21 protein-coding genes are annotated in these 19,278 nt (G+C 75.4%); 13 read left to right on the top strand and 8 right to left on the bottom strand.

Annotated features, from left to right (window positions below; all coding sequences use genetic code 11):
• Nucleotides 1-129: 129 nt before the first annotated feature.
• Nucleotides 130-726 carry a dephospho-CoA kinase gene (gene coaE / locus ACFVFS_RS01835; RefSeq protein WP_380618980.1) on the top strand — a complete coding sequence of 199 codons (597 nt, stop codon included), beginning with the start codon at nt 130-132 and terminating at the stop codon, nt 724-726.
• Here the strand turns inward: coaE and ACFVFS_RS01840 are convergent.
• Nucleotides 707-1,510, bottom strand: a complete 804-nt coding sequence (locus tag ACFVFS_RS01840; RefSeq protein WP_380618982.1) for a hypothetical protein — start codon at nt 1,508-1,510, stop codon at nt 707-709. The two genes, coaE and ACFVFS_RS01840, sit on opposite strands and share 20 nt — an antisense overlap.
• A 77-nt stretch (nt 1,511-1,587) precedes the next feature.
• On the opposite strand from ACFVFS_RS01840, the gene ACFVFS_RS01845 reads away from it, so the two are divergent.
• Nucleotides 1,588-2,565, top strand: coding sequence for a LysR family transcriptional regulator (locus ACFVFS_RS01845; RefSeq protein WP_380618984.1), 978 nt, complete (start codon nt 1,588-1,590; stop codon nt 2,563-2,565).
• On the opposite strand, the gene ACFVFS_RS01850 is transcribed toward ACFVFS_RS01845, so the two are convergent.
• Nucleotides 2,517-2,924, bottom strand: coding sequence for a hypothetical protein (locus ACFVFS_RS01850; RefSeq protein ID WP_380618986.1), 408 nt, complete (start codon nt 2,922-2,924; stop codon nt 2,517-2,519). The two genes, ACFVFS_RS01845 and ACFVFS_RS01850, sit on opposite strands and share 49 nt — an antisense overlap.
• A 79-nt stretch (nt 2,925-3,003) precedes the next feature.
• Nucleotides 3,004-4,629 (bottom strand): alpha/beta hydrolase, encoded by a 1,626-nt coding sequence (locus tag ACFVFS_RS01855; RefSeq protein WP_380618988.1) that lies wholly within the window; start codon nt 4,627-4,629, stop codon nt 3,004-3,006.
• A 238-nt stretch (nt 4,630-4,867) separates the two neighbouring features.
• Between ACFVFS_RS01855 and ACFVFS_RS01860 the strand changes: the two genes are divergently transcribed.
• Entirely contained in the window at nt 4,868-5,338 is a 471-nt protein-coding gene (locus ACFVFS_RS01860) for an SsgA family sporulation/cell division regulator (RefSeq protein WP_380618990.1), read from the top strand.
• Between the two features lie 172 nt (nt 5,339-5,510).
• Nucleotides 5,511-6,605 (top strand): RCC1 domain-containing protein, encoded by a 1,095-nt coding sequence (locus ACFVFS_RS01865; protein ID WP_380618992.1) that lies wholly within the window; start codon nt 5,511-5,513, stop codon nt 6,603-6,605.
• A 36-nt stretch (nt 6,606-6,641) separates the two neighbouring features.
• Here ACFVFS_RS01865 and ACFVFS_RS01870 read toward each other — a convergent pair whose 3' ends face one another.
• Nucleotides 6,642-7,658 (bottom strand): hypothetical protein, encoded by a 1,017-nt coding sequence (locus ACFVFS_RS01870; RefSeq protein WP_380618994.1) that lies wholly within the window; start codon nt 7,656-7,658, stop codon nt 6,642-6,644.
• Nucleotides 7,659-7,746: 88 nt separating this feature from the next.
• Nucleotides 7,747-8,481 (bottom strand): class I SAM-dependent methyltransferase, encoded by a 735-nt coding sequence (locus ACFVFS_RS01875; RefSeq protein ID WP_380618996.1) that lies wholly within the window; start codon nt 8,479-8,481, stop codon nt 7,747-7,749.
• 266 nt (nt 8,482-8,747) lie between these two features.
• On the opposite strand from ACFVFS_RS01875, the gene ACFVFS_RS01880 reads away from it, so the two are divergent.
• On the top strand, nt 8,748-9,398 hold the full coding sequence (locus tag ACFVFS_RS01880; protein WP_380618998.1) for a hypothetical protein: 651 nt from the start codon (nt 8,748-8,750) through the stop codon (nt 9,396-9,398).
• Here ACFVFS_RS01880 and ACFVFS_RS01885 read toward each other — a convergent pair.
• Nucleotides 9,382-10,479, bottom strand: coding sequence for a DNA alkylation repair protein (locus tag ACFVFS_RS01885; protein ID WP_380619000.1), 1,098 nt, complete (start codon nt 10,477-10,479; stop codon nt 9,382-9,384). The genes ACFVFS_RS01880 and ACFVFS_RS01885 overlap by 17 nt on opposite strands.
• A 146-nt stretch (nt 10,480-10,625) precedes the next feature.
• On the opposite strand from ACFVFS_RS01885, the gene ACFVFS_RS01890 reads away from it, so the two are divergent.
• From ACFVFS_RS01890 to ACFVFS_RS01925, 8 genes are all read left to right on the top strand, one after another.
• Nucleotides 10,626-11,234: an HAD-IA family hydrolase gene (locus ACFVFS_RS01890; protein WP_380619002.1), complete on the top strand. Its 609-nt coding sequence runs from the start codon at nt 10,626-10,628 to the stop codon at nt 11,232-11,234.
• 107 nt (nt 11,235-11,341) lie between these two features.
• Nucleotides 11,342-12,379 carry a DUF4129 domain-containing protein gene (locus tag ACFVFS_RS01895; protein ID WP_380619004.1) on the top strand — a complete coding sequence of 346 codons (1,038 nt, stop codon included), beginning with the start codon at nt 11,342-11,344 and terminating at the stop codon, nt 12,377-12,379.
• Nucleotides 12,376-12,915 (top strand): hypothetical protein, encoded by a 540-nt coding sequence (locus ACFVFS_RS01900; RefSeq protein ID WP_380619006.1) that lies wholly within the window; start codon nt 12,376-12,378, stop codon nt 12,913-12,915. The genes ACFVFS_RS01895 and ACFVFS_RS01900 overlap by 4 nt, the downstream gene beginning before the upstream one ends.
• A 156-nt stretch (nt 12,916-13,071) precedes the next feature.
• The gene (locus tag ACFVFS_RS01905; RefSeq protein ID WP_380619008.1) at nt 13,072-14,118 is read left to right on the top strand and encodes an AAA family ATPase; all 1,047 of its coding nucleotides are present in this window, start codon (nt 13,072-13,074) and stop codon (nt 14,116-14,118) included.
• Nucleotides 14,115-15,476 (top strand): DUF58 domain-containing protein, encoded by a 1,362-nt coding sequence (locus ACFVFS_RS01910; protein WP_380619010.1) that lies wholly within the window; start codon nt 14,115-14,117, stop codon nt 15,474-15,476. Before ACFVFS_RS01905 ends, ACFVFS_RS01910 begins: the two co-directional genes overlap by 4 nt.
• Complete coding sequence (locus ACFVFS_RS01915) at nt 15,473-16,012, top strand: hypothetical protein (protein WP_380619012.1); 540 nt, start codon at nt 15,473-15,475, stop codon at nt 16,010-16,012. The genes ACFVFS_RS01910 and ACFVFS_RS01915 overlap by 4 nt, the downstream gene beginning before the upstream one ends.
• A 329-nt stretch (nt 16,013-16,341) precedes the next feature.
• Nucleotides 16,342-16,800: an RICIN domain-containing protein gene (locus ACFVFS_RS01920; protein WP_380619014.1), complete on the top strand. Its 459-nt coding sequence runs from the start codon at nt 16,342-16,344 to the stop codon at nt 16,798-16,800.
• Nucleotides 16,801-17,158: 358 nt separating this feature from the next.
• Entirely contained in the window at nt 17,159-17,995 is an 837-nt protein-coding gene (locus ACFVFS_RS01925; RefSeq protein WP_380619016.1) for a TrmH family RNA methyltransferase, read from the top strand.
• 136 nt (nt 17,996-18,131) lie between these two features.
• On the opposite strand, the gene ACFVFS_RS01930 is transcribed toward ACFVFS_RS01925, so the two are convergent.
• Nucleotides 18,132-18,335: a DUF397 domain-containing protein gene (locus tag ACFVFS_RS01930; protein WP_380619018.1), complete on the bottom strand. Its 204-nt coding sequence runs from the start codon at nt 18,333-18,335 to the stop codon at nt 18,132-18,134.
• Entirely contained in the window at nt 18,325-19,185 is an 861-nt protein-coding gene (locus ACFVFS_RS01935) for a helix-turn-helix domain-containing protein (RefSeq protein WP_380619020.1), read from the bottom strand. The genes ACFVFS_RS01930 and ACFVFS_RS01935 overlap by 11 nt, the downstream gene beginning before the upstream one ends.
• Nucleotides 19,186-19,278: the final 93 nt, after the last annotated feature.

The following is a 19,278-nucleotide window of genomic DNA, read 5'->3' on the forward strand; positions in this document are numbered from 1 at the left end:
CCCGGGGCGGGGGGCGGCGCCCCGGGGGCGGGGGGGCGCGCCGCCCGGGGGGGGCCCTGTGGGGGGGGGCGTTGGCGGCCCCCCCACCTGTTGCTGTCGGCCGACAACGACCGCCGGTAGCCTGGCGCCATGCTGAAGATCGGACTGACGGGCGGCATCGGCGCGGGCAAGAGCGAGGTGTCGCGGCTGCTCGCGGCCCACGGCGCGGTGATCGTGGACTCCGACGTGATCGCCCGCGAGGTGGTCGCCCCCGGCACGGCGGGCCTGGCGGCCGTGGCCGAGGAGTTCGGCGCGGGCGTGCTCGCGGCGGACGGCTCGCTGGACCGGCCGGCGCTCGGCGGGATCGTCTTCGCCGACCCGGAGCGGCTGCGGGCGCTGAACGCGATCGTCCACCCGCTGGTCCGGGCGCGGTCCGCCGAGCTGGAGGCGGCGGCCGCGCCGGACGCGGTGGTGGTGCACGACGTCCCGCTGCTCGCCGAGAACGGGCTCGGACCGCTCTACGACCAGGTGATCGTGGTCGACGCGGCGGACGAGGTGCGGGTCGAGCGGCTGGTCCGGCTGCGCGGCATGACCGAGGAGGAGGCCCGGGCCCGGATGGCCGCCCAGGCGAGCCGGGCCGACCGGCTGGCGATCGCCGATCTGGTGATCGACAACAGCGGCCCGCTGGAGGAGCTCGCGCCCCGCGTCGCCGAGGTGTGGGACCGGCTCACCGCCGCCCGCCGCTGACCCCGGTGGTCGCCGCCGCGGAGCGGGTGGCCGCGGTGGCGAAGGCGCGGATCATCGGGTGGGCCCGGGTGCCGTCCCCGGCCAGCTCCGGCTGGAACAGCGAGGCCAGGAAGAACGGGTGCACCTCGGTCGGCAGCTCCAGGATCCGCTGCTGCCCGGAGTCGTCCGCGCCGCTGAACCGCAGGCCGCCCGCGCGCAGCCGCGCCAGGTAGGCGTCGTTCAGCCCGTACGCGCAGTGGTAGCGCTCCACCGTGCGGGGCGCGCCGAGCACGCGTTCGGCCAGCGAGCCCGGCGTCAGGCGCACGGCTCCCTCGTGCCCCACCAGGGAGCAGCTGAGCGGGACGATCACCAGGTCCGCCTCGCCGGGCCGGTTCTCGCCGGGCGGGTTCTTGCTGGTCCGGTTCTCGCCGGGCAGGTTCTCCCCGCGCAGGTTCTCGCCGTGCGCGGCGGAGCCGATGCCGCAGACGTTGCGGGCGTACTCCAGCACCGTGTGCTGGAAGCCGGCGCAGGTGCCGAGGAAGGGGATCCGCCGCTCGCGGGCGGTGCGGACGGCGGCCACCGCGCCGTCCTCGCTGCGGTACGGGCTGCCGGGGAGCAGCCAGACGGCGTCGAAGCCGTCCAGCGCGCCGGGGGCGGCGGCGTCCTCGGTGGGGATCCAGTAGGCGTCCAGGACGAGGTGGTCGCGGTCGGCGAGCGCGTCCAGCAGGACGGGGACGCGGGTGTGCGAGCGGACGGCGGCCGAGCGGTCGGCGACCAGGGCGAGGCGGGGAACGGGATGTGTCATGCGGCTATCCTGACCGGCGGCGCGGGATCAGCGCCAACGATGATTCCTTACCCCTCGATCAGTGGAGGTGATGGTGCGTGGAGCCGCAGCAGCTGCGCACCTTCGTGACCGTGGCCCGGCTGGGCTCGTTCTCCGAGGCGGCCCGGGTGCTCGGTTACACCCAGTCCGCGGTCTCCCAGCAGATCGCCGCGCTGGAGGCGGACCTCGGGGCGGCGGTGCTGCACCGCCGTCCGGTCGGTCCGACCGAGGCGGGCGCGCGGCTGCTGGAGCACGCTTCCGGCCTGCTGCTGCGGATCGACGCGGCGCGCGCCGACATCGCGCGCCTGTCCAGTGCGCCCGGGGCCCGCCTCATCGTCGGGGCCACGCCGCTGGCGCTCGGGGCGGAAGTGGGGCGCGCGCTCGCCGAGGTGCGCCGGGTGTTTCCGGCGGTGGACCTGACGGTCCGGGTGCTGGGCCAGGACGCCCTGCCCGCCGAGGTCGCCACCGGCGCCGTCGACCTCGCGCTCGTCGACGGCCCGGCCGCCCCCTCCGATCCGCTCCCGCTGCCCGACGTGGGCCCGCTCGTCACCGTCGTCGTCGCGGAGCAGCCGCTCGCCGTCGCCCTGCCGGACGGCCATCCGCTGGCCGGGCGCCGCGGGCAGGCGCTCGCCGACCTGTCCGCCGCCCGCTGGCTGGATGCCCCCGGTCTCGCCCCGACCGGGGCCCGGCTGCGCGCCGCCACCGCCGTCGACGGCTACCGGCCGACCGTCCGCTACCTGGGAACCGACGTCCGCGGGCTGCTCGCCCTGGTGGCCGCCGGGCACGGGCTGGCCCTGCTGCCCGCCGCGGTCGTGGCCGATGCGCCGGGCGTGGTGGCCGTCCCGGTCCGCGAACCCCGGCTCGTGCACCGCACCGAGCTCGTCCACGGCGCCCTGCCGGAGGGGCCCGCCGCGCTGTTGGCCCGTCTGCTGACGGGGGAGCGGGTGGGGGAGGCGGTCGACGGTGCGGACCGGGGGCCGGGCGGGGATCAGCCGACGATGCGCGCGTCCGGGCAGCAGGGGCCGTCGACCCGGTAGCAGACGTAGCGCAGGCAGCCCAGGCAGATCGAGATGTTCTCCAGCCGCCAGCTCTGGCCGTGGCAGGTGCAGTCGGCCCGTTCCCGCAGCAGCGCGTCCCAGCCGTCCGCGCCCCCGTTGGCGGCGAAGGCCGCGGCGATGTACGCCGTGGTGGCCGGGTCGCCGTCGGCGGTGCCGCGCCGGGCGGCGTCCAGGTGCCAGCAGTAGAGGGCGAGCAGCGCCCGTCCGTCGACCAGGCGGTAGCCGGCCCGGCCGTCGTCCTCCCAGTCCTGGACCAGCCGGGCGACCCGTTCGGTGAACGGGTGCGCGGGGTCGAGGAGACGGCGGTTGCCCTGCAGCCGTGGTGGGTTGGCGGTCATGTGGTCCCCTTTCCGGGGCCCACGGTAGGGCGTCGCGCTGTGAAGTCCCCGACCGGGGTGGGAGGTTGGTGACGGCTTGTTACGTGCACGTGGTGCCGTCGGGCGGCACCACGCCGTCCAGCAGGTAGTGGTCGACGGTCTGCTTGAGGCAGGCGTTGCCGGTGTCGTAGCCGCCGTGGCCCTGACCGCGCAGGGTGACGGTGACGCCGACGCCGGGGCCGAGCTGCCGCGCCATCGCGCGGGCCCCCTCGTACGGGGTGGCCGGGTCGCCGGTGTTGCCGATGACGATGATCGGCGCCGCGCCGGGGGCGTCGACCTCGGGGTGGTCGGTCCGGCCGGCCACCGGCCAGCCGGTGCAGGCGGCCAGCCCCCAGGCGGCGAACTCGCCGAACACCGGGGAGGCCTGGCGGAAGGCCGGAAGCTGCTCCCGCACCTCGGCCTCCGTGTAGCGCTGCCGGTCGTCGACGCAGGTGACGGCCCGGTTGGCGGCGGACAGGTTGCTGTAGCGGCCCTGCGCGTCGCGGCCCAGGTAGGCGTCGGCGAGGGCGAGCAGGGTGGTGCCGGTGCCGCCCTGCATCGCCTCCTGGAGGCCGACGGCGAGGGCGTTCCAGCTCGCCTCGCTGTAGAGCGCGGCGGCGATGCCGGTGACGGCGAGGTCCTGGGTGAGCGTGCGGCCGCCGTCGGCGGGCAGCGGGGCGGCGTCCAGGCCCCGCAGGAGGGTGGCGATCCGCTCGGTGCCCTGCGCGCCGCCCGATCCGGTCGGGCAGTCGGCGCCCGCCTGCTCGGCGCAGGCCGTCATGAAGTTCTCCAGGGCGAGCTGGAAGCCCTTGGCCTGGCCGAGCGCGGTCTGCACCGGGTCCTGGGTCGGGTCGACGACCGCGTCCATCACCATGCGGCCGACGTTCCCCGGGTACAGGTGGGCGTAGACGCCGCCGAGTTCGGTGCCGTAGGAGAGGCCGAAGTAGTGCAGCCGGTCGTCCCCGAGGACCTGGCGCAGCAGGTCGAGGTCGCGGGCGGCCGAGACGGTGTCGACGTACGGCAGGACGCCGCCCGAGTTGGCCTGGCAGGCGGCGGCGTAGGCGGCGACGGCCTCGCCGAGCGCCCGTACCTCGGCCGTGTCGTCGGGCGAGCCGTCGACGGTGGCCGAGGCGTCGGTGGCGGCGTCGTCCAGGCAGCGCACGCCCGCGCTGTCGCCCACCCCGCGGGGGTCGAAACCGACCAGGTCGTAGCGGGTGTTGAGGTCGGCGTAGTCCTGGGCGAGGGCGGGCAGGGTGACCACGCCGGAGGCGCCCGGGCCGCCGAAGTTGTAGACCAGTGAGCCGATCCTCGGCTCGCCGCCGCCGGCGGCCCGGATCCGGATCAGCGCGAGGTCGACGGTCCGGCCGCTCGGCGCGGCGTAGTCCAGCGGGGCCTTCAGGGTGGCGCACTCCCACGGCGCGTCCGGGGCCGGGCCCCTGCCCTGGGCGGCGGACGGCGCGGGGCAGGCCTGCCAGGCGAGCCGCTGGCCGGTGAGCGCGGCGGGCAGGGCCGGGGTGGTCGCGGCGGAGGCCGCGGTGGTGGCCGGTGCGGAGGCGGCGGTGGTCGCGGGGGTGGTCGGGTCGACCTTGGCGGAGCTCGCCGGGGAACCGCTCCGGCACGCGGTGGGGCCGCCGACCAGCGCCACGGCCAGGCCCAGGGCTCCGGCGCCGCGTACGACAGGGTGCATGGGGTTCCGTTCCGAGGCCGCCGGGTGGTTCCGTTCCGGAGCCTAGGCCGGGGCCCGGTGTGCCGCCCGCCGGATTGGTCCGTCCCGGCGGTGCGCTCGACGAGGTCGGCGTCGCGCGGGTGATCGGCCGGCGTCGCGGGTTGCCGAATCGGAGGTGGCTCGTTGTTCCTGCCGTGAGCCCTGACCTTGCCGCCCGTGGCGGTTGTGAAGAAACGATTCTGCGAGCCCGGGGGCGGTCATGACGAAGGAGATCCCGCGCGTTCCCGTCCAGCGCGCCGCCGACGGGGGCTGCGCGGTCGCGTTCCACCTCCGGGTGGTCGTCCACCCCGGCCTGACCCTCGCCGTCCCCGCCCGGCTGCGCTACCGCACCGCCGACCCGTACGCCGTCTTCCTGGACAGCCACACCGACCTCGCCACGCCGATCACCTGGGTGTTCGCCCGCGAGCTGCTCGCCGCCGGCCTGCGCGGGCGGTCCGGCCTCGGCAGCGTCCGCGTCCGGCCCGGCGCCGGCGATCGGGCCGGGTCCGTCCTCATCACCCTGACCGGCGAGGACGGCAGCGTCGACCTGCACGCCCCGGCCGACCGGGTCCGCGCCTTCCTGGCCCGCACCGAGAGCCTGGTGCCGACCGGCCGGGAGCGCACCCGCCTCGACCTGGACGGGCTCCTGCGCCGGCTGCGGGACGGCGGCGCCGCCCCGCCGGGGCCGTGAAGGGTCGGGTCGGGCCGGTTTCTTTCACCTGTCCGTGTGTCGGCGGGTCCTTGGCCCGCCGTAGGCGAACGAATACCGTGGGTACCCGTTTGGCTACGCGCGGGAGGCGATGCCCCCGCCGACATCCGTGAGTGCGGGGCTGCGGCCGCGCACCGACATGCCGGGAGACGAAGTGGCGGACAAGCGGCTCAAGGCCTGGGGCAACAACCGGGCCGGTCAGCTGGGCGACGGCTCCTGGGCGGCCCTGCACACCAGGGCCACCACCGTGCTCGGCCTGACCGGCGTCGACGTGGTCAGGACCGCCGCGGGCGGGGCCGGCCCGGCCACGGGGCACGGGCTGGCGCTGCTGGGCGACGGCAGTGTGCGGTCCTGGGGCGCCAACGCCTCCGGCCAGCTCGGCGACGGCTCGCTCTCCGGGCGCGGTGCGCCCGACTGGGTCGTCAACCTGGGCGACGCCACCGAGATCGCCGCCGGCGGCACGCACAGCCTGGCCCTGTGCGAGGACGGCACCGTGCTCGCCTGGGGCCAGAACACGTACGGGCAGCTCGGCAACGGCGGCACCGCCGACAGCAGCGTCCCGGCCCGGGTCAGACGCCTCGACGAGGTGATCGCGATCGCGGCCGGCCTCAACCACAGCCTGGCGCTGCGCGCGGACGGCACCGTGTGGGCCTGGGGCCACAACGCCAACGGCCAGCTCGGCGACGGGACGTCGACCGTCCGGAGCGCGCCGGTCCGGGTCGCCGGGCTGGACGCGGTCACCCGGATCGCGGCGGGCGCCCACCACAGCCTCGCCGTGGCCGGCGGGTACGCGGTGAAGGCCTGGGGCCTCAACGCCTCCGGCCAGCTCGGCGACAACACCACGATCAACCGCTACACCCCGGTCCGGAGCCGGGGCGGCTGGTCCGGCGGCGTCGCGTGGATCGCGGCCGGCAGCCACCACAGCCTGGCCGTCACCGGGGGCGACCACCGCCTCAGTTCCTGGGGGCAGAACACCTCGGGCCAACTCGGTGACGGCACCACGACCTTCCGGGTCACCCCGGTGGCGGTCCCGGGACTGACCGGGGTGCGGCAGGTGGCCGGCGGTCGCGAGCACACCGTCGTCCTGCTGGCCGGCGGCGAGGTCCACTCCTGGGGGGCCAACGGCTCCGGGCAGCTGGGCGACGGCGGCACGATCGACAGCAGCGCCCCGGTGCGGACCTTCACCGACCTGGTCGCCGCCGACACGATCGCCGCACCCGTCGGCGGCGACTTCAGCCTCGCCGACTGACCCGCCCCGGCGGGGTCCGCTCCGCCCGGTCGGCGGTCAGCGCGCCGACGGGGTCTCCGGGCGCAGGGCGCGGACGGCGAACAGCGTGGTGAGGTGCGGCGAGCCGAAGTACAGCGGGGCCTGCCCGAAGCGGAGGTGGCCGGCGGCGGGCCAGGAGCCGTCCGGGAGCTGGGCGTCGACGAGGCGTCGACGCAGCCCGGGCAGGTCCGCGTCGGCGCCGGTGTACTCGCCGGCGAGCACCAGCAGCGCGAGTTCGAGCGCGGTGTCGGCGAACTGGGTGGTCCCGTGCTCGACCGTCCGCCGGGTCGGCGCGGCGAGCGCGGGCACCAGGGTGGAGGCCCGGGCGGCGGCGTGCAGGAAGGCCTCGGGCGAGGCGTAGTACCGGGTGCCGGTGCGCGGGCCGGCCAGGTGCTGCTGGACGTACCGGACCGTCGCCTCGGCCGCCGGGTGCGGCAACCGGCTCGCCGGGCCCGGGAGGTGGAGCGCGAACAGGACGTCGGCGGCGATGACGGCGTCGTAGCGGCGGCCGTGCGAGGAGGTGCGGTCGGAGTCCTCCCAGTAGGCCGGTACCGGGCCGTTGTCCGGGCCGATCTGGGTGTCCAGCAGCTCGCGGGCCAGCGCGTCCTGCCGGTCCGGCGCGATCAGGCCGTGCCGGGCGAGCCCGGACAGCGCGAGCGCGGTGCTGCCGGTGTCGCCGGCGAACGGCACGCCGGCCGGGAAGATGCTGTACCGCGGCCGCCGCGCGTGGCCGTACCTCCCGATCTGCCCGGCCAGCGCGGCCACCAGCTCGCGCTCCTCGGGCCGTTCGGCGTCGGGCCGCAGCAGGGCGAGGCCGTACATGGCGGAGAGGCCCTCGTGGTCGGGGTCGAACCCGAGGTCCACCCCGTGCGTGACGAGCAGGTGCCGGCGGGCGGCGGCGCCGGTGAGCGGCGTACGCAGCTCCGGGTCGGTGCCGGGTCGGGCGGACGGCAGCCCGCCGGGCCCCAACGAACCGTGCAGGAAGGCCAGTCCGCGCCCTACGGCGGCGTCCCACGGTGTTGCGTCGGCGGACATCGCGTCCCGTCCCCTCTTGTCGCCTGCCCCGCTGACCGGTACGGCCGGCCACCCCCGCCCGTCCTCCTACCCCGCGCCGGCGCGGCTCTCACCCGATGGGCGGCCTGCGGAACAGCGCGGTGGTCAGCACGGGCAGGCCGAACAGCGGTGCGCCGGGCTCCTGCGGCACCATCGGGCGGATCTCCACCTCGGTGAAGTCGCCGAAGATCCAGCGGAGTTCGTCCGGGGTGAAGGCGAGGCCGCCGTCCAGCCGCCCGGTGCGGTACAGCTCGGCGTCGGGCAGTTCGGAGCCCATCGCGCCGGCCGCGAAGCAGGTGAGGCCGAAGTGCCCGCCGGGTGCCAGGACGCGCTCCAGCAGCCCGAGGTAGCTGATCCGGCGGTGCGGCGGCAGGTGGTGCAGGCAGCCCGAGTCGTAGACCAGGTCGTACCGGGGAAGGGGGAGTTCGACGGTGAAGATGTCGCCGTGGTGGAACCGCGGTGCGGCGCCCGCCGCCTGCGCGCGCTCCCGCGCCCAGGCGAGGGCGGTGGCGGAGAGGTCGACGGCGTCCACCTGGTGGCCGCGCGAGGCGAGGTGGACGGCGTTGCGCCCGGCCCCGCAGCCGAGGTCCAGCACCCGGGCGCCGGGGGCGAGCAGGCCGCGGTCGAGGTGGGCGACGAGGTTCTCGTCCGGGGCGTCGACGAAGAACGGCCGCCCCGAGGCGCGGTCGGCGTAGAAGTCGTCCCACCAGTCGGCGGCGCGGTCGGTCCAGCGGTCGGCGGCGGGCGCGAAGAGCCCGTCGAGCAGGGCGAGGACGTCCTCGGTGGAGCGGACGGAGCGGTTCAAGGGCGGCCCTTCCGGCGGGGGTTCGGTACCGTCGATCCTAGGAGTCCGGGGGCGTGCGTTCACCTCCGCACCGACCGCCGCGAACGGCCTGTGCGGGCTGCTCCGGGTGGGGAAGCGGGAGGTCCGGCGGCGTCCCCCGCGGGTAGGGTCGCGGAGCGGCGGCGCCGTCACGAGCGGCCGGGAAGGGGCCCCCTGGCGGTGCGGCGAGGCCGCCGGACGGGGCGTTCGAGGTCAAGGTTCGGTCTCGATCCGCGGACGGTTCACGGATGAGGGGAGTCGGCGGCGTGGCGGACGAGGTGCTGCGGGTGGTGCTGATCGGGGGGACGTCGAACACCGGCAAGTCGGCCGTCGCCGGGCGGGTGGCGGAGCGGCTCGGCTTCGAGTGCCGGTCGACGGACGCGCTGGCACGGCACCCGGGCCGTCCGTGGCCGGCGCCGGGGTGGGAGGTGCCGCTGCATGTCGCCGAGCACTACCGCGCGCTCACGGTCGAGGAGTTGACCGCCTCGGTGCTCGCCCACTACGCGTGGCTGCGGCCCCGGATCGAGGAGATCGTCGCCGAGCGGTCGGCGGGCGGCGGTGGGCCCGGCCTCGTCCTGGAGGGCTCGGCGCTCCGGCCCGCCGACATGGCGCGGCTGGTCGGCCCCGGCACCGCCGCGGTGTGGCTCGCGGCCGACGAGGCGGTGATCCGGGAGCGGATCCGGCGCGGTGGGCGGTACGCGGAGGCGGGTGAGGACGGGCGGTACCTGATGGACAAGTTCCTGGCCCGCAGCGTTCGTTACCAGGAGCTGATGTCGGCCGAGCTGGACCCCCTCGGGCCCGTCCGGTTCGACGCCGGGGACGGCCGGTCCGCCGATGAACTGGCGGACGCCGTCCTGGCGGCGCTCGCGGAGCGGTGGCCCGTCACAGGTGCAGGGTGAACGAACCCTCGCCGTGGCGGCGGCCGTTGACCTGGAGCTCCAGCAGGTGCACGCCCGGGTGGTAGCGCCGGGTGCTGATCGGCTTCACGGCGTGCCGGCGGGTGGCCCGCCAGGTCTCGCCGGGGGCGAGCGAGCGGGTGGTGAGCTTGAAGACCTTGGGCGTGCGGCCGCCGTTGGCCTTGACGTGGTGGACGACGTAGTCGATGACCACGCCGGCGCTCTCGTCGTGGGTGTTGGTCACCGCGTACTCGAACACCAGCTCCTCGCCGAGCGTGATCTCGGCGGTGCGCACGTGCGGTCCCTCGACGGTGACGGGGAGGTCGGGGCGGTGGCCGAGCAGGGCGAGCGCCTCGGGGCGGCCGGCCTTGACCAGGGTGCGCAGGCCGTGCCGGACCAGCGGGAGGGTGGTCGGCGCCGGGTCGGCGAGCCAGCGGGCGGCGGTCCCGACGGCGGTGGCGGGGTGGTCGCGGCTGATGTCGTTGAGGTGGTTGGCGACCGAGCGGCGGACGTACTCCGAGGTGTCCCGGTAAAGGGCGTCGAGGACCGGCACGGCGGGCGCCGGGTCGGCGATCAGGGCCGGGAGCCGCGGAGCCCAGGGCAGGCGCGGCCGGGTGCCCTCGCTGGCGAGGCGGCGGACGTGCGGGTCCGGGTCGGCCGTCCACCGCCGGACCACGGCGAGTGCGCGGTCCTGGTCGGCGCGGAGGAACGGGCGGACGGCGCTCTCGCAGGTCAGCCGCGGGGTGAGCGCGGCGAGCAGGTCGAGCGCCGGTTCGAAGGCGTCCAGGCCGCGGACGGCGACGGCCTCGCCGACGGGGAAGGTCATCCAGCCGGTGAACTCCTCGTCGTCCAGGGCCGCCCGCAGCACCCGCTCGAACGCGGGGTAGTCGGACGGGAGGTCGGCGAGCACGGCGTCGCGGACCGCGGCGACGCGTTCGCTGAAGCCGAGTCCGTCCAGCGCCGCGCCGCACCGGTCGAGGGCCTCCGTGGCGGCGCCCCGGCCGGTGCCGCGGCCGGCGCGGGCCAGGCAGCGGGCGAGTCCGGCGACGGTGTCCGGGGCGATCATCTCGGCTGCTGAGGGCACGGCGGAACTCCTGCGATCGGTGGCGGTCGCCGTGGACGCCTTCCGCTCGCCCCGGCCCGTGTAGCGTGGCACACCCCACTGACAACGAGCGGCCGCCGCGGGGCGGCGCGGTGGCCGCGGCCGGACGGCCGGAAGGGGTGGGGACGGTGCCGTACCGGGGCCTGATCGTCGACTTCGCGGGCGTGCTGACCACCCCGCTCGGAGAGGCCGTGCGCGGCTGGTGCGCGCGCAGCGGACTCGCGCCGGACACCTGGCGGCGCGCCCTGGTGGACGACCCGGCCGGGCGGGCGCTGTACGGGGAGCTGGAGCTGGGCCGGATCACCCAGCGGGAGTGGAACCGCCGTACCGCCGCGCTGATCGGCGTCGACCCGGACGACCTGATGGGCCGGGCGCACGCGGAGGTGCGGGCCGTCCCCGCGATGGTGGAGCTGGTGCGGGCCGCCCGTGCGGCGGGCCTCGCCGTCGCCCTGCTCTCCAACTCCTACGGCTTCGACCCCTACGACCCGTACACCGCCACCGGGGTCTGGGACCTCTTCGACGTCCGGGTGATCAGCGGCGAGGAGGGCCTGGCCAAGCCGGACCCGGACATCTACCGGCTCACCCTGGAGCGGCTCGGCCTGCCGGGCGAGGCCTGCGTCTTCGTCGACGACCGCGCCGTGAACCTCGGCCCGGCCGAGGCGCTGGGCATCACCGCCGTCCACGCGGACGGCCCCGGCACGGCGGGCGCGGTGGCCCGGCTGCTGGGCCTGCCGTAGCGCCCGCGGTCCGCGGCCCGCCCGCCGGAACAGGGGTGACAGCGGGACCGTGGGTGTGCGACGCTTCGCGCGCGTGCTCGAACGCGTGCGCGGGGACCGGGGGTTGCATGACCGAGGATGTGTCGCCGGACAGGCTGCGGCCCCGCCCGACGGGCGGGGGAGCCGCCGGCGGTCGGACGGTTCCGCTGCTGCTGGTCGGCGGCGGACTGCTGCTCGCCGCCGCGGCGCTGCGCCCGGGCGGCGGCGTCCTGGGGACGCCCGGCGACCCGGTGGTCGGCTCGACCGGCCTCGTGGTGCTGCTCGCCCTCGGCTGGGCCGGGCTGGTCGGACGGTTCGCGGCGCGCTTCCGTGCGGAGGTCCGCTCCCTGACCGGGCCGACGCCCCGGGCCGAACGCCTGCGGGAGGCCGCCGTGCTGCTGGTGGCCGGTGCCGCCGCGCTGGTCCCGCTGCTGGCGCTGCTGCTCCACAGCCGGGTGCGGGAACCGGCCGGGCCCGAGGAACGGAGGCCCGGGATCCCGCCGGAGGCGGCCCCGACGGAACCCCCGCAGGACGGCCCGCCGGCCGATGACGGCAATCTGCTCGCCCCGCTGCTGTACGTGCTCGTCGTGGTGCTCGCGGTCCTCCTGCTCGTGGCGCTCGTCCGGATGCTGCTGAGGCGGTACCGCGTCCCGTGGCGGGTGCGCGCGCTCCCCGGCGTCGTCATCGGCGGCGTTCCCGGGGAGGACGCGCTCGCGGCCGCCGTCGCCACCGGCCGGCGCTCGCTGCACGGTGCCGACGCGCGGGCCGCCGTGATCGCCTGCTACGCCGCGATGGAGGGCTCGCTGGCCGCCTCCGGCCTGGAGCGGCGGGTCAGCGACAACCCGGCGGAGCTGCTGGAGCGGGCGGTGGCGGACGACCGGGTCGACCGGGCCCCCGCGTACGCGCTCACCGAGCTGTTCCGGGAGGCCCGGTACTCCTCCCACCCGATGGACGACGGCCATGTGCGCCGGGCCCGCGCCGCCCTGGACGCCATCGCCGCCCGCCTGGCCGCGGCCGGGGAGCAGTCCGCGGCCGGGGATCCCGCCGCGGCCGGGGAGCCCGCCGCGTCCGACCGGACCGGGCGGCCCGCGCCCGACCGTACCGCCGCGCCCCGGAGCCACCGATGAGCAGTGCCCCCGCCCGCCGCCCCGGCGGGACCTCCGAGGAGGGCCGGACGCCGGCCTGGTCCGGCTCCGTCCGGCACAGCCTGCTCGAACTGGCCGTCGTCGCCGTCCTGGCCGAGCTGCTGCTCGCCCTGGTCGGCGGCCGGTCGGCGGCCGTCGCCGGAGCGGTCCTGCTCGGGGTCGCCGCACTGGTCACCGGCCGCTACGTGGCCGGCGCCGGGGCCCTGGACGTGGGCCTGCGCCGCCGGCCGCGGCTGATGGACTCGCACGAGCCCGGCCTCGCCGACTGGCGCTGGACCGTGCGGCAGGGGACGGCGCCGGACGGCGACGCCCAGCCGCTCCGCGGCCGGCTCCAACGGCTGTACGCCGCCCGGCTGTCGGAGGCCCACCAGGTCTCGCTCACCGCCGACCGGGAACGGGCGGCGGAGCTGGTCGGCGCCGGTCTCTGGCCCTGGATCGACCCGATCGGCGAGCCCCCGGCCCCGACCGTCCCGCCGGACGTCCTGCGGGCGCTCGTCGACCGGCTGGAGGCCCTGTAGCCGTCCGGTCGCTCCGCCTACCGCTCGTCGGATCATCGGCTCACCGGCATTGTCGGCCGGGACCGTCCGGTCGGGCGTCCTTCCCCCGGCAAACCCACCGCCGGGCCGCCCGCGCTCACCCGGCCCCACCGTCCCCACCGTCCCGTCAGGAGAACCATGACCTCCGCCGTTCCGGCACCCACCGCCCCCGACGGGCCCGGCGCGCTGACGCCCCAGCAGGCCGGGGAGCGCGCCCGCGCGGTGCTGAAGGAGATCGAACGCGCCGTCGTCGGCAAGCCCGACGCGCTGCGCCTGGTGATGCTGGGCATCGTCGCCGGCGGCCATGTGCTGATCGAGGACCTGCCGGGGCTCGGAAAGACGCTGCTGGCCCGCTCGTTCGCGACCACCCTCGGGCTGGACTTCCGCCGGATCCAGTTCACGCCCGACCTGCTGCCCTCGGACGTCACCGGCGCGCCGTTCTACGACCAGCGCAGCGGCGAGATGGTGTTCCGCCCCGGCCCGCTCTTCACCCAGCTGCTGCTGGCGGACGAGATCAACCGCACCCCGCCGAAGACCCAGGCCGCGCTGCTGGAGGCGATGGCCGAGGGCCAGGTCTCGGTGGACGGCGCCACCCGCCGGCTGCCGCAGCCCTTCGCGGTGATCGCCACCGCCAACCCGATCGAGTACGAGGGCACCTACGCGCTGCCCGAGGCCCAGCTGGACCGCTTCCTGCTCCGGGTGCGGATGGGGTACCTGTCCACCGGCCTGGAGGCCGCGATGCTGCGGGCCCGGCTGGACCGCTCCGCCCCCGAGGCGGTTCTCGACGCCGTCAGCAGCCCCGCCGAACTGCTCGCCGTGCGGGCGGCGGTGGAGCGCGTGGAGGTCGAGGACGACCTCGTCGACTACGTCATCGCGCTGGTCGACGCCACCCGCAACGATCAGCAGATCCAGGTCGGCGCCTCGCCGCGCGGAGGCCTCGCGCTGGTGCAACTCGCCCGCGCGCACGCGATGCTGGAGGGCCGCGACTACCTGATCCCGGAGGACGTCAAGGCGCTCGCCGTTCCCGCGCTCGCCCACCGCATCACGCTGAAGCCGGAGTTGTGGGTGCGCCAGGTCGAGGCGGACGAGGTGCTGGCCCGGGTGGTCGCGGGCGTCCCGGCGCCGCAGACCGTGCCACGGGCGGGGGCGTCCTCCGCCGGGGCGTCCGAGGGCGCCGCGCGGTGACCGTTCCGCCTCCCGCCGTCCCACAGCCCGCCGCCGACCCGGTGACCGCCCGGATCATCGTCCGCAGCACCCGGGCCACCGCGGACGGCCTGCCCAGCACCCCGCCCTCGCCGCACTGGACGGCCACCGAGCGGACCCTGCGGCTGCTCACCGTCGCCACCGTCGCCGCCGCGGCGGCCCTGGTCACCGGCCACGGCTGGCTGCTGGCCCTGGCCGCCGCCCCGGCCGCGCTGCTCGCCCTGGCCGCCCCGGGCGGCAGCCGGCCCGCCGACCTGGCCGCCACCGCCACCGTGGAGCCGCGCCGCTGCTTCGAGGGCGAGCGCATCACCGCCCGCATCGAGATCCGCCACGACGGCCGGACCGGCCCGCTCGACCCCACCATCGCCCTGGGCCCCGGTGTCGCCCTGGAGGGGCTGACCGTGCGCCCCACCGGTGTGGACCTCGCCCTGCGCGCCGACAGCTGGGGCCGCTGGAGCCTGGGCGCCGTCGACATCGACGTCCACGACGCGGGTGCGCTGGCACGCCGCACCGTGCGGACCGACCTCGGGACCGCGGACGTCTTCCCGGTGCCCGCGACGGCCCGCCTCACCCCGATCCCGGTCCGGCTGCCCGAGCGGCTCGGCGAGCACACCACCCGCCACGACGGCACCGGAGTCGAGGTGGTCGGCGTCCGCCCGTACGTCCACGGCGAGCGCCAGCGGCGCATCCACTGGCCCTCCACCACCCGCCGCGGCAGCATCCAGATCAACCAGTTCGCCGCCGAACGCGCCTCCGACGCCGTCGTCCTGCTCGACACCTTCGACGACGTCCACGACCCGGCGACCGGGCTGTCCAGCCTGGACGAGAGCCTGCGCGCCGCCACCGGACTGACCCGCGCCTACCTGCGCCGGCACGACCGGGTCGGGCTGATCGCGGTGGGCGGGCAACTGCGCTGGCTCGCCGCCGGCACCGGCGACCGCCAGCTCCACCGGATGGTCGAGAGCGTGCTGGAGGTCCGCCAGGACCGGGCCCGCCGCGGGCCCGCCGTGCCCCGGCTGCCGCTGTCCGCGCTGCCGGCCCACGCCCTCGTCTACGCGTTCACACCGCTCGCCGACCAGCGGATCCTGGAGGTGCTCGGCCGCATCGGCGACCACGGCAACCCGCTGGTCGTGGTGGAGATCCCGGTCGGCGAGCCCGTCGTCGAAGCGGACGACGAGACCGGCGCGCTGGCCCTGCGGCTCTGGCACGCCGAACGGGAGGCGATGCGCGCGGCCCTGCGCGCCCGCGGCGTCCCGGTCGCCCGCTACACCCCCGGCGAGGCGCTCGACCTCGCCCTCGCGCCGCTGCTGCGCCGCCGGATCGGAGGAGGCTCCCGATGACGGACACCGTGCTGCGGTGGGCCCCGAGGCTGGAGCGGGGACTGCTCCGCCTCGTGGCCGACGCCCTGCTGCTGGCCTCCGCCGGGGTGGGCGCCGAGGGCGGCGCGGCCGCCCGGGTCGGCCCGATCGGGGTGGCCGCCCTGCTCGCCCTGGCGACCTGGGCGGCGGCGCCGCCGCCCGAACCGCCGCGCCGCCCGACCACCTGGCCGGCCCGCCTGGCCACCCGCCGCACCACCCTGCTGGCGACCGGCTGCGTCCTGCTCGCCGCGGTCGGCGAGCCCGGCGCCTGGCGGGGCGCGGCCGTCGCCGTCCTGCTCACCGGCTACCTGCTCCTCCTCGACGCCTTCGGCCCCGAGCGCCGCCGCCCGCGGCCCACCCACGCGCTCGCCGCCCTGACGGCCTCGGCGCTCGTCCTCCCGGCGGCGTTCGCCGACACCGGGGCGGGCGAGTGGTCCCGCCCGGTGGCCCTGCTCGGCGTGCTGACGGCGGCCGTCGGCGTGGGCCTCGCCCTGCGGCCCCGCCGAGGGGAGAACTGATCGCCCCCGCCTGATCCGGCCAAGTTCCCGGTCGGCGGCTCCGGCGCGCCCTGTGCGCGCTCTGCACCCTTCCTCCGGCTTGCACACACCCCGTCCCGGTACCTGGTCATTGGCGCACTTTGTCCAGCGGTGATCGGGAGAATCCCGGGCCGCATCGTCGGAGATACCGGCAGGAATTGTTCCATTCATGTCCGATAAATCCGGATGGACCAATTCCAGGTGGCCGAACCCGGATATATCCGGAGATCCGGAAGTCCGAAGCAAGGGAATCCTTGGATAAGTTCGGAGCCGACCGGTCGAGGGACCGGTCGACACCGGGAGGAAATGCGATGAAGCTCGTCAAGCGCACCGCCGCCCTTGCCGCCACGACGGCCCTGCTGGCCGGCGGGGCGACGTTCCTGACCGCCGGCTCGGCCAGCGCCGCCTCCGGCTACGTCACCCTCACCAACCTCGCCACCAGCCGCGTCCTGGACAGCAACGGCAACGGCGACGTCTACACCCTGGGCGCCAACGGCGGCTCCTACCAGGTCTGGTGGGCCGAAGACCTGGGCGGCAACACCTTCACCTTCAAGAACCTGGCCACCGGTCGATGCCTCGACAGCAACGGCGCCGGCAACGTCTACACCCTCGGCTGCAACGGCGGCAACTACCAGAAGTGGGTCAAGGAGTGGGGTGGCAACGGCTGGTTCTACCGGGACGTCGCCACCGGCGGGTACCTGGACAGCAACGTCAACGGGAACGTCTACACCCTGGCTGGCAACGGCGGGAACTACCAGAAGTGGAACTGATCCCCGCATTCGCGAGGTAAAAGGCACCTGAACGGCCCTCCCCGGCGCCTCAATCGCCGGGGAGGGCGCTCGCGTTTTTCCGGAGAAAATCAGTGCACCCACGGTCGCGGCGGATCGGAAATCCGGATCGGCGCCGTACGCCGCGCGCCTCCGCGGTGCACGGCTCGCCCGATCCGGCCCGCCCGCCCGGCTGCGTCCGCCACGGGGACCGGGCGCTGAACCCTCCTCATGGGCCGTGAGGCTCAGTCATCAACCCTGGGCGGCATCGGTGTTGGCTCAGGTGTAGGGTCTCTAGCTGCGCTGGTGCGGACTCCGTCGACGCCGGAACGCATCGTGGTCGGCTCACTTTGGAGGACAGGTGCCAGCGGTCCAGCGGATTTCCTCTCGGAACGCCCGGTTTCAGCAGTGGGAGGCGCTGCTCACCAACCGGAAGAAGCGGAACCAGCTCCGCGAGTTCCTGGTCCAGGGAGTGCGGCCGATCTCGTTGGCGGTCGAGTACGGCTGGCCGATCAACGCCCTGCTCTACGACGATCGGCGGAAGCTGTCGGGGTGGGCGCAGGACGTGTTGCGGGCGGTCAAGGCCGAGCGGATCGCCATGGCCCCGGAGCTGCTGGCGGACCTCGGCGAGAAGGCCGAGGGTGCACCCGAGATGATCGCCGTGGTCGGTATGCCGGCGGACGACCTGAACCGGATCGCGGTCGGGCTGGACTTTCTGGGAGTCCTGTTCGACCGGCCCACCACTCCGGGCAACATCGGCAGCATCATCCGATCGGCGGACGCCTTCGGCGCGCACGGGATGATCGTCTCGGGGCACGCCGCCGACGTCTACGACTCGAAGGCGGTGCGGGCGACCACGGGCAGCTTGTTCTCGCTGCCCTCCGTCCGCGTCCCGGGGCCCACCGAGGTGGTGGCGTGGGTGGAACAGCAGCGGTCCGTCGGTCACTCGCTGGTCCTGCTGGGCACGGACGAGAAGGGCGATGCGGATGTCTACGACTTCGACCTCACCCAGCCCGTGCTGCTGCTCGTCGGGAACGAGACGACCGGGCTGTCCAGCACCTGGCGCGAGCTGTGCGACTTCACGGTGAGCATCCCGATGACGGGGGCGGCCAGTTCGCTGAACGCGGCGAACGCGGCGACTGCTGTCCTCTACGAGGCTTCCCGTCAGCGGATCGCCGCCGGGAAGCGCGCCCGCTGACTGCGGGCCTTTGAGCGGCTCCGGTTGCCGCAGGCCTGGACGAAGGCGATGCGGGAGGGGCACCTGTGGGTGGGGATTCCTGCTCCGCCTGGCGTTCTGCGCCCCGCCGGATGCATCCGGCGGGGCGCAGAACGGTTCAGGCGTGGTTGGGGAGTTCGCGGGTGCGGATGGCGGTGAGGAAGGACTGCCAGGCGGTGGTGGTGAAGGTCAGGGTGGGGCCGTCGGGGTCTTTGCTGTCGCGGACCGGGACGGTGGCGGCGGGGCCGTCGGCGACTTCGATGCAGTTGCCGCCTTCGCTATTGCTGTAGCTGCTCTTTCGCCATGCCAGGTCAGTTGACACGTCCGTACCCCTCCGTTGCCAGCTTCTGCATCCAGGACAGCGAGTCCTGGGGGTTCATTGCGGATTCCGAGAGCCGAGCGAACGCAAGTTCGTGGTGGGCGATGTCCGATTCCCGCTCCATAAAGAGGCTGCTGGTCAGTGCTTCGACATAGACCACGTCGCCCGGAACATCGGCGAAGGAGAGGATATGGAAAGCCGTGTTCATCGACGCATGCGCTCCTGTGGAGAAGGGCAGGACTTGGATCGTCACCTCGTACCTCTCCACCAGTTCGATGAGATGAAGGACCTGCTCCCTCATGACGTGCGGACCGCCGATCGGGCGGCGAAGCACTGCCTCGTTGAGGATCGTCCGGACGATCGGCGGGTCGGCGCGGTGGAAGATCTCCTGCCGCTGGATCCGAAGCTTGACTCGACGCTCGATCTCGTCCGAACTCGGGGCTGATGGCGAGATCCGGAAGATGGCGCGAGCGTAGTCGGCCGTCTGGAGGAGGCCTGGAACCAACTCGATCTCGTAGGCGCGGATGCGGGCGGCGTCGGACTCCATGCCGACGTAGGTCTGGAACCAGTCGGGGAGTGCATCGCCGTAGTCGTGCCACCAACCGCGCTGTGTGCTGCGGCGGGTGAGGGAGATGAACTGCCGCAGTTCGGCCTCGTCGGTGACGCCGTACAGTTCAAGCAGGGCGCGGACGTCCGATTCCTTGAGGGTGGTCTGACCGGACTCGATGCGCGAGATCTTGGTCGCGCTGAACCGCAGCGCGTCGGCGGCCGCCTTCGCTTGAAGCCCTGTCCGTTCGCGCAGTCGTCGCAGCTCGGAGCCGAGCCTACGCCGCAGCACCGTCGGACTGTCCACTCTGCTCGCTCCCTCTCGGTTGACGTCGAGTCACAGTCTGCCACCTCCCTCGGTGATCACAAGCCCCTTGCGGTGAGACGCAATTGCGCTGGG

The sequence above is a fragment of the Kitasatospora sp. NPDC057692 genome (assembly GCF_042799475.1).
Classification (GTDB): Bacteria; Actinomycetota; Actinomycetes; order Streptomycetales; family Streptomycetaceae; genus Kitasatospora.